The sequence below is a fragment of the Halomarina litorea genome (genome assembly GCF_024227715.1).
Lineage (GTDB): Archaea > Halobacteriota > Halobacteria > Halobacteriales > Haloarculaceae > Halomarina > Halomarina litorea.
This window is the reverse complement of sequence record NZ_CP100448.1, coordinates 2965221-2976652: the sequence shown is the minus strand read 5'-3', so window position 1 is coordinate 2976652 and position 11432 is coordinate 2965221. Positions and strand designations below refer to the sequence as shown.

Here is an 11432-nt window from a genome sequence, read left to right as displayed (position 1 = left end):
GAGGCTGATGCGTACGACGCGGGACACGTCCCGCAGGCCCTCCGGGGCCGATTCACACGAACACACCATGACGAACCACAACGGTACGGACAAGGTCGCGAGTAGAGTCAGGAACACGGATGCGAGCATCCGAGACGTCGACAACGAGGCTGGTCGACAGCTCCGCGAGATGCTGAACAATCAGGAGTACGTCTTCGCGCCGGGCCTCTACCACGCACTCGACGCCCGACTGGCCGAGATGGCGGGTCACGACGCCGCCTACATGTCGGGCTACTCCACGGTCCTCGGCCAGTTCGGCTTCCCCGACCTCGAGATGGTCACGATGACCGAGATGGTCGAGAACGCAAAGCGCATCGTCGAGGCGACGAACCTCCCGGTCATCGCCGACTGTGACACCGGCTACGGCGGCATCCACAACGTCCGCCGGGCGGTCCGCGAGTACGAGAAGGTCGGCGTCGCCGCCGTCCACATCGAGGACCAGACCAGCCCCAAGCGCTGTGGCCACATCGCCGGCAAGCAGATCGTCTCGCGTGACGAGGCCGTCGCGCGCTTCTCGGCCGCCGTCGACGCCAAGCAGAGCGAGGACACCGTCATCATCGCCCGTACGGACGCCTACGGCTCCGCCAACGGCGACTGGGAGGAGCACCTCGAACGCGGCCGCCTCTACGCCGACGCGGGCGTCGACATCGTCTGGCCCGAGATGCCCGACCCCTCGCGCGAGGACGCGGTCAACTACGCCGAGACCATCCACGAGACCCACCCCGACCTGAAGCTGGCGTTCAACTACTCGTCCAGTTTCGCCTGGAGCCAGGAGGACGACCCGCTGACGTTCGCGGAACTGGGCGACCTCGGCTACAAGTACATCTTCATCACGCTGTTCGCCCTGCACTCGGGTGCGCACGCCGCCTACGAGGACATGAAGAACCTCGCGGAGAACGCGGAACAGGGCCAGTTCGACCTCGAGGAGCGCTACCTCGGTCACGAGACCGAGAGCCACCACCAGCTCTCCTTTGTCCCGCGCTACCAGGACATCGAGGCGCAGTTCGACCCCAAGGCCGGCGAGCGCATGGAGAAGTCTGCCGGCTTCAAGGAGGACGAGGCGGACCCCATCTCCTCCGAGTCCACGGACGACTGAACCGCCGCCCGCTCACCGTTTTTTCGCCGCACTGACCTGTCCGCAGTACTGCCTCTACTTCAACGCTTAACAGTACCCCCTACATAGCCGTCCGTGACTCACATGGTCGAACGCAAACACGAGCGGGAGTTCGTGCGGACGTTCTTCACTTCGCCGACGGCGCTGCAGGGCGAGGAGGACTCCGCCAAGATGATTCGAAGCGCGGGCCAGCTCCGCGGGATGCAGGCCCCCGACGTCTGGGTGCCGGACAACGAGGACGCGACGGCCCCCTCCATGCGCGAGGAGGGCGTCGACAACATCATCGAGGTCGTCTCCGAGCAGGGGGCCGACTTCCCCGGCGAGATTCACCCGCGCGTCGTCTGGCACCGCGACAGCCCCTCGACGCGCTATCAGGGCTTCCAGCAGATGCTCCGCATCATGGACCCCGAGAACGGTGCCGCAGAGCACATCGACGGGTTCGTCATCCCCGAGGTCGGCGGCATCGACGACTGGAAGAAGGCCGACGAGTTCCTCACCATCATCGAGAACGAGTACGGCTTCGAGGAGGGGTCCATCAAGATGTCCGTCATCATCGAGAGCGGCCTCTCGGAGCTCGCGATGGGCGAACTTCCCGACGAGATGGTCAAGCGGACGAACAACATGGAGCGGATGTTCCTGCTGGTCGACGGCGAGGTCGACTACACCAAGGACATGCGCGCCATCACGCCGAGCGGCGACCTGCCGCCGTGGCCGGAACTCCGCCACAACACCTCGCGCGGCGCGAGCGCGGCCGGTCTCATCGCCGTCGACGGTCCCTTCGACGACATCCGCGACGTCGAGGGCTACCGCGAGCGCATGACCGAGAACCAGGCCAAGGGGATGCTCGGCATCTGGTCGCTGACGCCCGGACAGGTCGTCGAGGCCAACAAGTCTCCCCTGCCCCCCAAGGAGGGGAGCTGGCGGCTCGACGTCGGCGACACGACGGTCGAACTCGACGAAGAGGACGGCCGGCAGGTCTACCGCGGCGACCAGCTCTCGCTCGAGGAGAGCGGTGACGGCTACGTCCTCACCGCCGGCGGCGAGCGTCACGAACTCGACGAGGACGAACTCAGCGAGGAACTGCTGGACCTCGCGCAGTACATCCCGAGCATGGACGACATCGTCGACTCCATGGAGGAGTTCGAGGCGGCCCGCGAGGGCGGTACCGGCGCCATCGCGATGGAGCGCTCCGCGACCATCGTCATCGACGACGTCGAGGTCGAAATCAGCAACGACCGCATGTGGGACGAGGCGACCTACCAGGCCGCGATGACGCCCATCAGCCTGTTCCAGGACGTCTACGAGAACCGCCCCGACCAGCACGAGGAACTCGAGGAGATGTACGGCGAGGACATCGTCGAGCGCGCGACGAACGTCGGCGCCTGATTCCGGTTTCGCACCCGACTCCCCGTTTCTTTCGACCGCCACCCCGCCGGGAGCCGACGGTCCGACAGTTCACGAGCCACCCGAGGGTTCACGTACCGGAACGGGACCAGCACCGCCCGTGCGCTGACCAGTCGTCGCGAGGGCCGTCCCGACGCCACGGCGTCGGACCGCGGGAGCGTGACGGGCGGCCTCGCGTCACCGACGCCGTCACCTGTTCGCCACCTGCGCGTCGTCCGTCGGCCGTGGCCACCGGACGCGCTCGCGCGTGACACACGGCGTCGCCGCGCCGAGTCGCCACTCGCCCCGTGAGCCGTGCGAACCCGTAGAACTGTGCGCGTGCGAGACGTCACTCGCGTGACGCGATTCTCGGGGACGGCCCGAGAACGGCGCTACTCGCCCGCCGCCCTCACTCCGCGTCCCGCTCTCGCTCCTGTGCGTCGACCACCGCCACGCCGGCGAGGTTGACGATGTCCTTGACCTCGTCGCCGCGCTGGAGGACGTGGACGGGCTTGTCCATGCCGACGAGCATCGGCCCGATGGCCTCCGCGCCGCCGAGTCGCTGGAGGAGTTTGTAGCCGATGTTCCCTGCCTCCAGATTGGGGAAGACGAGGACGTTGGCGGGTTCGTCGAGGTCACAGAACTCGTAGGTGCCGTTGAGCATCTCCTCGACCACCGCGGTGTCGGCCTGCATCTCGCCGTCGACGGGGAAGTCCACCTCCGGGTCCGACCGCAGGAGCTTCGAGGCGTCGCGGGGTTTGCGGGTGCCCTCGTTGTTCACGCTCCCGAAGTCCGAGTACGACAGCAGCGCGGCGCGCGGTTCGACGTTGAACCGGCGGGCGAGCTTCGCGGTCTGTTTCGTCACCTCGGCGAGGACGTCCTCGTCGGGGTCCTGATTGACCGTAGCGTCCGCACAGAAGATGACGCGGTTCTTGAACGTCAGCATGTAGACGCCCGCCGCGTAGTCGGCGTCGGGGGCGGTGCCCACGACCTGCAGAGGTGGGCGGAGCGCGCTCGGGTAGTGGTGCATCAGGCCGGTGAGCATGGCGTCCGCGTCGCCCATCTCCACCATCACGCTCCCGAGGTAGTTGCCGTCCTCGATGAGTTCCGACGCCTCGCGGCGAGTGACGCCCTTTCGCCTCCGGAGTTCGTGTAACCGGTCGGCGTACACCTCCAGGTCCCGGTCGTCCGGGTCGACGATTTCGGGGTCGAAGTCTAGCCCGAGCGTGTCGGCCGTCCGTCGGATGACGTCGCTGTCCCCGAGGAGGACCGGCTCCGCGATGCCCTGCTCGATGAGCTGGTAGGCCGCGCGGATCATCTTCTCGTCGCCGCCCTCCGCGAGGACGACGCGCTTGGGTTCGCTCTTGGCCTTGTTGAGGACGACGCGCATCATCTCGCGAGACTTGCCGAGGCGCGCCTCCAACTGCTCGCGGTACTGGTCGACGTCGATGTCCCGTCTGGCCGCGCCGGACTCCATGGCCGCCTCCGCGACGGCGGGGGCCACCTCGAACATCACCCGGGGGTCGACGGGCTTGGGGATGATGTAGTCGGGGCCGAACTGGAGCGGCTGGTCGCCGTAGGCCTTCACGACGGCGTCGGGGACGTCCTGTCGCGCGAGGTCCGCCAGCGCGCTGGCGCAGGCGAGTTTCATCTCTTCGTTGATGTCCGTCGCACGCACGTCGAGTGCCCCCCGGAAGATGAAGGGGAACCCGAGGACGTTGTTCACCTGGTTCGGGTAGTCAGACCGCCCGGTGCCCATGATGACGGTGTCGTCGCGGGCGTCCTTGGCGACCGGGTAGGTGATTTCGGGGTCGGGGTTGGCCATCGCGAAGATGATGGGGTCGTCGGCCATCGACCGGACCATCTCCTGCGAGACGATGCCCCCGACGGAGAGACCGACGAACACGTCCGCGCCCTCCATGGCGTCGGCGAGGTCGCCCTCGGGCAGGTCGCGGGCGTACTCGCGTTTGAACTCGTTGACGTCGCCCGCCTCGGCGCGGTCGGTCGTGATGATGCCCGAGGAGTCACACATGGTGATGTTCTCCCGCTTCGCGCCCAGCGAGACGTAGAAGTTCGCGGTGGCGATGGCGCTCGCGCCGGCACCGGAGAAGACGATTTCGAGGTCAGAGAGGTCCTTGTCGGCGATGTCGGCGGCATTGAGCAGCGCCGCCCCGGAGATGATGGCGGTGCCGTGCTGGTCGTCGTGGAAGACGGGGATGGACATCTCCTCGCGCAGGCGTTCCTCTATCTCGAAGCACTCGGGGGCCTTGATGTCCTCTAAGTTGATGCCCCCGAACGTCGGCTCCATCGCCCGGACGTGGTCGATGAACGCCTTCGGGTCGTCCTCGTCGAGTTCGATGTCGAAGACGTCGATGTCGGCGAAGCGCTTGAACAGCACGCCCTTCCCCTCCATGACCGGCTTGGAGGCCTGCGCCCCGATGTCACCGAGGCCGAGGACGGCGGAGCCGTTCGAGACGACGCCCACCATGTTCCCCTTCGCGGTGTACGTGTACGCCTCGTCCGGGTCGTCGGCGATTTCGAGACACGGCGCGGCGACCCCCGGCGAGTACGCCAGCGAGAGGTCTCGCTGGGTGTTCGTGGGCTTGGTCGTGCTGATCTCGATCTTGCCGGGCGGGTCCTGGCGATGATATTCCAGAGAGTCCTCCTCGAGTCCCATGGTGCCACCCCGTCCAGTGACGGTAAAAAGCTAACCGAGGGCGCAAGCGGGTCGACCGGTGCGTCGCCGAACGGTGGCGGTAAGTGCGTCGGGTCCCGAGCGCGAGTATGGAGTCCCGCTTCCGGTTCCGCACCCTCGCGGCGCTCTCGGCGGCGCTGACGTTCGTTCTCATCCTGCTGGGCGTCTACACCGCTGCCGCGGGCGCGGGGTTGACCTGTGAGGCCCGCTGGCCGCTGTGTGACGGCGCGGTGTTCGGCCTGTTCCCCGCCAACTGGGGGAGCTTCATCGAGTGGTTCCACCGTCTCGTGGCGATGGTGACCGGGTTCGTCATCCTCGGCACCACCGTCGCGGCGTTCCGTCGCGGCCGGAGTCGCCGGGTCAAGGGCGCACTCGCCGCCGCGACGGTCATCCTCCCCGCACAGATCGTACTGGGCGCGCTCACCGTCACGGAGTACGAGTGGCTCATCCTCACCGCACACTTCGTCACCGCGACGACCATCTTCACGGGCGTGGTGCTGGCGGCACTCTGGAGCGTCGATTCGGCCGTCGACGCGGACCGCGTCCGGCAGGCGACCACCGTCGCGGTTCTCGTCCTCCCCGTCGTCCTCGCGTTCACCCCGCGCCTGTTCGTCATCTACAGCGCCGGGGTGCAAGTCGGCTACTACGCGGCGGCGCTGACGGCCTACGCCGCCCTCGTCGCGGCGACGGTCTGGGCCAGGCGGGTCCCCGGCCTCGGCCGCATCCGTCCCGCGACGCTCGGCGGCGCGTCGCTCTTGTTCGGCCTCCTCGTCGTCGGGCGGCAGGTGTACGGCGAGACGGGCCAACTACTGACGGTCGCCGCGACGCTCCTCGCGTTCGCGCTGGCGGGCGCGGCGGCGTGGGTCACCCGGCGTCGGTCGGCCCGCGACCGCCCCCGTGGCGTCCCCGGCGGCGACTGACCGGCGCGGTCCCTCCCGGCGAGTACGAAAGCTTGAAACAGCACTCACGCGCATGCAGGGGTATGTCACGAGAGCGTTCCACGAGTCGACGTGCGTACCTCGCCGCGTTCGGGTCCGGCACCGCGATGGCCCTCGCCGGCTGTCTCGGCGAACCGCCCGCCGAGGACAACGGGTCGGGCGGCGACGGCGGCAACGGGACCGGAACGACCGACGGGAACACGTCCGGCAACGGGTCCGGCGAGACGACCACCGGGGGCGACGGTGGCGGCGAGACGACGACCATCACCGCCGGGACCGCGCCCGGCTTCCCCCCGTTCGAGATCAAGGAGGGCGGCGAACTGACCGGCTTCGACGTCGAACTGCTGGAGGCTGTCGTCGCGGCGGCCCCCGGCTACGAACTCGGCGGCTGGGAGGAGTTCGACTTCAGCGGCCTCATCCCCGCGCTCACCAACAGCCGAATCGACGTCATCGCGGCGGCGATGACCATCACCGAGGAGCGCAAGCAGACCATCGCGTTCTCGGACCCCTACTACGACGCCAACCAGTCGGTGCTCGTGCGCGCCGACGGCGAGTTCTCGCCGGGGTCGCTCGACGACCTGTCGGGCCACCCCATCGGCGCGCAGAAGGGGACCACCGGCGAGGGCGTCGTCAAGTCCGAACTCATCGAGCAGGGCAAACTGGAGCAGTCGAACTACAAGGCCTACGGCAACTACACGCTCGCGGTACAGGATCTGGAGAACGGCAACATCGACGCCATCGTCCTCGACAAGCCCGTCGCCGAGACGTTCCAGGCCCAGCGCGACGTGACCGTCGCGTTCACCTACGAGACGGGCGAGGAGTACGGCTTCGGCCTCCGACAGGACGAAGAGGAGATGATCAGCGCACTCAACGAGGGGCTGGCGACGGTCCAAGACGACGGCACCTACGAGGAGTTGCGCAACAAGTGGTTCAGCGGGTCGTAAGCAGATGGGCCCCCTGGCTGTCGCCTCGCTGTCGGCCGACGCCCTCCTGCAGGGCCAACCGGTGTCCGACTGGGCGTTCGTCGTCGAGAACGCCGACTACCTGCTGTTGGGGGCCGTCGTCACCGTCCTGTTGACGGCGACGGCGGTGGTACTGGGCCTGCTCGCGGGGTTCCCCGCGGGGGCCATCGAGGTGTACGGCAGCGGGCCGCTCCGCTCGCTCGTGAGCGGCGCGGGCGTCCTCCTGCGCGGGACGCCCATCGTCGTCATTCTCGTGTTCATGTTCTTCGCCGCGCCGTTCCCGCTCCCGGAGGGGAACCTGTCGTTCACCGTTCCCGGACTCGGCCCGCTCACCATCGGGCTGAGCGCGTTCACCGCCGCGACCATCGGTCTCGGCCTGCGGAGCGCCGCCTACCAGGCGCAGATATTCCGCGGGGCGCTCCAGAGCGTCAGCGAGGGGCAGATGGAGGCCGCCCGCGCGGTGGGCCTCTCCAAACTGGAGGCCATCCGGTACGTCATCCTCCCGCAGGCGCTCAGGCGGTCGATTCCGGGCTTCCAGAACGAGTTCACCATCGTCCTGAAGGACACGTCGGTGGCGTTCGCCATCGGCCTCACGGAACTGTTGAGCAGGAGCGAGGACCTGTTCGTGGAGTCCACGACGGCCATCCTCGAGGTCATCCTGTTCATCTCGGTGGTGTACTTCGTGCTCACCTTCGCGACGAACCGCACGCTGGACGCCATCGGGCGCCACTACGCCGTCCCGGGTGGTGACCGATGAGCCCCGACTCCAGCCCTCTACTCCGGGTCGAGGACCTGCAGAAGTCCTACGGCGACGAACAGGTGCTCCGGGGCATCAGTTTCGACCTCGACCCGCAGGACGTGGAAGTGCTCATCGGTCCCAGCGGGTCGGGGAAGTCCACGCTCCTGCGGTGTGTCAACCGCCTCACGGAGTTCCAGGGCGGCGACATCTACCTCGACGGCGAGTCCGTGATGGCGATGGACGAGAACGACCTACGGCGGCGCGTCGGGATGGTGTTTCAGGACATCAACCTCTTCGCGCACCTCACGGCCCGCGAGAACGTCACGCTCGGCCTGCGGCGCGTCCTCGGGATGAGCCGCGAGGAGGCGAACCAACGGGCGAACGAGCACCTCGAACAGGTGGGGCTGGCCCGGCAGACCGAGTCCTACCCCGCCGAACTCTCCGGCGGGCAGAAACAGCGGGTGGGCATCGCCCGGGCGCTGGCGATGGACCCCGACCTGTTGCTGTTCGACGAACCGACGAGCGCGCTCGACCCGGAACTCGTCGGCGAGGTCCTCGAAGTGATGCGTGACCTCGCGGAGGGCGGGATGACGATGCTCGTCGTCACCCACGAGATGGGTTTCGCCCGGCAGGCCGCCTCGCGCCTGATGTTCCTCGACGAGGGGAAGATCGTGGAGCGCGGTCCGCCCGACCAGTTGTTCGACGACCCCGAGAACGAGCGCACGGCGGAGTTCCTCCGTCGCCTGACGAACCTCTCCGAGGAGGAGGTCTGAGATGGCCGGCGAGCGCTCGACGGCGCGCCGCACCTACGACCGGGTCGCCGTCGCCAGTCCGTCGGGCCGGGCGGTGGCGCTCGCCGCGGGCGTGCTGTTCTGGGCGTGGCTCGTCGTCCGGTGGGTGGCCAACTGGCTCGGTTACACGACCCCCTTCTTCCCCGCGGGGCCGTTCGAGGCGCTCGCCGAGAGCCTCCACGACGACGCCCGAATCATCGACGCGACGGGCGGCGCGCTCGCGGGCCTCGCCGACTTCGTCGCGGGATTCTGGTTCTGGTTCTCGGACGTGGCGCGCATCGCCGCGCTGGCGGTCCAGCACCTCCCGACGCTGGCGAGCGGGGCGTGGACGACGGTGGTGCTGACCGTCGCCGGCATCCTGTTCGGCCTGCCAATCGCCATCGCGCTGAGCGTCGCCCGCGTCTACGGTGGGAGAGGCGCGCGGGCGCTCTCGCTCGGCTACATCGAACTCCTGCGGGGGACGCCCCTGCTCGCCCAGCTATTCGTCCTCTACTTCGGGCTGAACCTCTCGCAGTACTTCCGGGACATCTCGGGGGGCGTCCTCCCCGCAGCGGCGGTGTGGGTTGCCATCGTCGGCTTCACCGTCAACAGCGCGGCCTACCAGGCGGAGTACATCCGCTCGGCGCTCGAATCCGTCGAGGCCGGGCAGTTGACGGCGGCGCGCGCCATCGGCCTCTCGCGACTGGAGGGCATCCGGTACGTCGTCCTCCCGCAGGGTCTCAGGTACGCGATTCCCGGCTGGACGAACGAACTCGTCTACCTCATCAAGTACTCCTCGCTGGCGGCGTTCATCACCGTCACGGAGCTGTTCTTCGAGGCGGACACCGTCGCCAACGAAACGTTCCGATACGTGGATATGTACGCCGTCGTCGCACTGTTCTACCTCGCACTCGTCCTCTCGGCGACGGGGTTCATGGGGTGGGTCGAGGACCGTGTCGCCATCCCGGGGCTGAGCGTCCGCGGCGGACGCTGAGTTCACGTACCTGTCGTCCGCATTCCGACTGTTTTTGCGTCTCCGGCGTGAGCGTGGGGGCATGGCTCTGGAGAGCATCGATGCGGGCGTCTGGTCGCTCGTCCCGGCGCTGGCCGCTATCGCGCTGGCGTGGTACACGAGGGAGGCCCTCGTCGGCCTGTTCGCGGGCGTGGCGAGCGCGGGCGTCGTCTACGGAGCGCTCTCGCCGGGCGCGGTGGGCGTCCCCGCGGATCTGGTGGGGCCAGTCTTGCTCCCCGAGTTCGTCCTCTCGCTCGGGATGACGACGCTCTCGCTGGGTCCCGTCACGACGGGCAACGTCCTCGGGAGCGTCTTCGGCCTCACCGTCGTCCCGACGCTCGTCGCGACGGCACCGCTGTTCAGCGACGCGTGGTACGTCGAGAACGTCCTGCTGGCCATCTTCGCCATCGGCGGCCTCATCGGCCTGATGATTCGCGCCGGGGCGATTCGGGGCGTCCTCGAGGCCCTCGCGGACTGGGCCGACTCCCCCGAGGACGCGGAGAAGGCCGCCTTCCTCGCCGGTATCGCCGTCCACATCGACGACTACTTCAACTGCCTCGTGGTCGGCTCGATGATGCGCCCGCTGACTGACAGGTACGACGTCTCGCGGGCGAAACTCGCCTACTACGTCGACAGCGCGGGCAGTCCCGCCTCCCGTCTCGCGTTCTACTCCACGTGGGGGGCGGCCATGATCGGCTTCATCGGCGCGGGTCTCGCCGAGGCACGGCGACAGGGGACGCTCCCAGAGCGACTGTCGGGGTACGTCAGCGGGTCCGGCGAGTCCGCCTCCGCCGTCACACAGGAGGTGTGGCCGCTGTTCTTCAACACCCTCTTCACCGGCTTCTACTCGTGGATCGCGCTCGCTCTCGCCGCCCTCGTCGCGTGGCAGGTTCTCCCGAACATCGCCGGGATGGCCCGCGAGGAACGCCGCGCCCGCGAGGAGGGGAACGTGGTGGGTGAGGACCACGACCCCATGCTCAGCGAGGAGATGTCGAACTACGCGATGTACGAGGGAGCGACGCCCGACTGGCGGAACTTCGCCGTCCCCATCGGCGTGATGGTCGCCGTCGGCCTCGGGGCGATGTTCTGGCGGGCCTCGCCCGTCGTCGTGACGCCGGAACTGAACGAGGTGTTCGCGGTCGGAGGCTACCGCCTCCTCCTGCCCGCGGGCGGCCCGTGGGCGTTCGACATCGGCGGCGTCAAACTCGGGCTGGCAGCGACGACGGCGCTGGTCGTCGCCTTCGTCATGTACCGCGTACAGGGAAACATCCCGTCGAACGACGAGGCGACCGACGCCCTCCTGCAGGGGTTCAAGGGCATCTTCCTCGCCGCCCTCGTCCTCGCGTTCGCCAGCGCCATCCAGAACTCCGTGACCACGCTCGGCATCGCGGACTTCGTCACCGACTGGTTCCGGGGCGTCCCGGCGTGGATAATCCCGGTCACCGTCTTCCTCGTGACGAGTTTCGTCAGCTTCTCCGACGGCAGTTCGTGGTCGACCTACGGCATCATGTTCCCCATCGCCATCCCCGTCGCCTTCGCCAGCGGGGCGAACCTCCCGTTAGTGCTCGGCGCGGTGTTCTCGGGCGGTATCTTCGGCGACCACTCCTCGCCCATCTCCGACACCACCGTGCTCGCCTCCTCGACCAGCGGGTCCGACCACCTCGTCCACGTCCGCACGCAGATTCCCTACGCGCTCATCGCCGCCGGCATCGCCGCGACGCTGTTCGTCCTCGCGGGCCTGTTGCTCCCCGAGGGCTTCCGGGTCATCCCGTACTGAGAC

General features: G+C 68.2%; 9 protein-coding genes. 8 read left to right on the top strand and 1 reads right to left on the bottom strand.

Annotated elements, in window-relative coordinates; translation table 11 throughout:
- Window positions 1-67 precede the first annotated feature (67 nt).
- Together aceA and aceB are read left to right on the top strand one after the other, a co-directional pair.
- Complete coding sequence (aceA, locus tag NKG96_RS16375) at window positions 68-1135, top strand: isocitrate lyase (protein WP_254536243.1); 1068 nt, start codon at window positions 68-70, stop codon at window positions 1133-1135.
- Between the two features lie 102 nt (window positions 1136-1237).
- Entirely contained in the window at window positions 1238-2539 is a 1302-nt protein-coding gene (gene aceB, locus NKG96_RS16370; protein ID WP_254538159.1) for a malate synthase AceB, read from the top strand.
- Window positions 2540-2945: 406 nt separating this feature from the next.
- On the opposite strand, the gene NKG96_RS16365 is transcribed toward aceB, so the two are convergent.
- The gene (locus tag NKG96_RS16365) at window positions 2946-5213 is read right to left on the bottom strand and encodes an NADP-dependent malic enzyme (protein ID WP_254536242.1); all 2268 of its coding nucleotides are present in this window, start codon (window positions 5211-5213) and stop codon (window positions 2946-2948) included.
- A 107-nt stretch (window positions 5214-5320) separates the two neighbouring features.
- Between NKG96_RS16365 and NKG96_RS16360 the strand changes: the two genes are divergently transcribed.
- From NKG96_RS16360 to NKG96_RS16335, 6 genes are all read left to right on the top strand, one after another.
- Window positions 5321-6151 carry a COX15/CtaA family protein gene (locus NKG96_RS16360; protein ID WP_254536241.1) on the top strand — a complete coding sequence of 277 codons (831 nt, stop codon included), beginning with the start codon at window positions 5321-5323 and terminating at the stop codon, window positions 6149-6151.
- Window positions 6152-6213: 62 nt separating this feature from the next.
- Complete coding sequence (locus tag NKG96_RS16355) at window positions 6214-7113, top strand: basic amino acid ABC transporter substrate-binding protein (RefSeq protein ID WP_254536240.1); 900 nt, start codon at window positions 6214-6216, stop codon at window positions 7111-7113.
- Between the two features lie 4 nt (window positions 7114-7117).
- A complete protein-coding gene (locus tag NKG96_RS16350) occupies window positions 7118-7888 on the top strand; it encodes an amino acid ABC transporter permease (protein ID WP_254536239.1) in 771 nt (256 codons plus the stop codon).
- Window positions 7885-8643 carry an amino acid ABC transporter ATP-binding protein gene (locus NKG96_RS16345; protein WP_254536238.1) on the top strand — a complete coding sequence of 253 codons (759 nt, stop codon included), beginning with the start codon at window positions 7885-7887 and terminating at the stop codon, window positions 8641-8643. Before NKG96_RS16350 ends, NKG96_RS16345 begins: the two co-directional genes overlap by 4 nt.
- 1 nt (window position 8644) lies before the next feature.
- Entirely contained in the window at window positions 8645-9634 is a 990-nt protein-coding gene (locus tag NKG96_RS16340) for an amino acid ABC transporter permease (RefSeq protein ID WP_254536237.1), read from the top strand.
- A 61-nt stretch (window positions 9635-9695) separates the two neighbouring features.
- On the top strand, window positions 9696-11429 hold the full coding sequence (locus tag NKG96_RS16335; protein WP_254536236.1) for a Na+/H+ antiporter NhaC family protein: 1734 nt from the start codon (window positions 9696-9698) through the stop codon (window positions 11427-11429).
- Window positions 11430-11432: the final 3 nt, after the last annotated feature.

Bases quoted from the DNA above. Each gene is read 5' to 3' on its own strand.
- NKG96_RS16340 (WP_254536237.1), top strand. From the start codon at position 8,645: ATGGCCGGCGAGCGCTCGACGGCGCGCCGCACCTACGACCGGGTCGCC.
- NKG96_RS16365 (WP_254536242.1), bottom strand. From the start codon at position 5,213: ATGGGACTCGAGGAGGACTCTCTGGAATATCATCGCCAGGACCCGCCC.
- NKG96_RS16345 (WP_254536238.1), top strand. From the start codon at position 7,885: ATGAGCCCCGACTCCAGCCCTCTACTCCGGGTCGAGGACCTGCAGAAG.
- NKG96_RS16355 (WP_254536240.1), top strand. From the start codon at position 6,214: ATGTCACGAGAGCGTTCCACGAGTCGACGTGCGTACCTCGCCGCGTTC.
- NKG96_RS16360 (WP_254536241.1), top strand. From the start codon at position 5,321: ATGGAGTCCCGCTTCCGGTTCCGCACCCTCGCGGCGCTCTCGGCGGCG.
- NKG96_RS16350 (WP_254536239.1), top strand. From the start codon at position 7,118: ATGGGCCCCCTGGCTGTCGCCTCGCTGTCGGCCGACGCCCTCCTGCAG.
- NKG96_RS16335 (WP_254536236.1), top strand. From the start codon at position 9,696: ATGGCTCTGGAGAGCATCGATGCGGGCGTCTGGTCGCTCGTCCCGGCG.
- aceA (WP_254536243.1), top strand. From the start codon at position 68: ATGACGAACCACAACGGTACGGACAAGGTCGCGAGTAGAGTCAGGAAC.
- aceB (WP_254538159.1), top strand. From the start codon at position 1,238: ATGGTCGAACGCAAACACGAGCGGGAGTTCGTGCGGACGTTCTTCACT.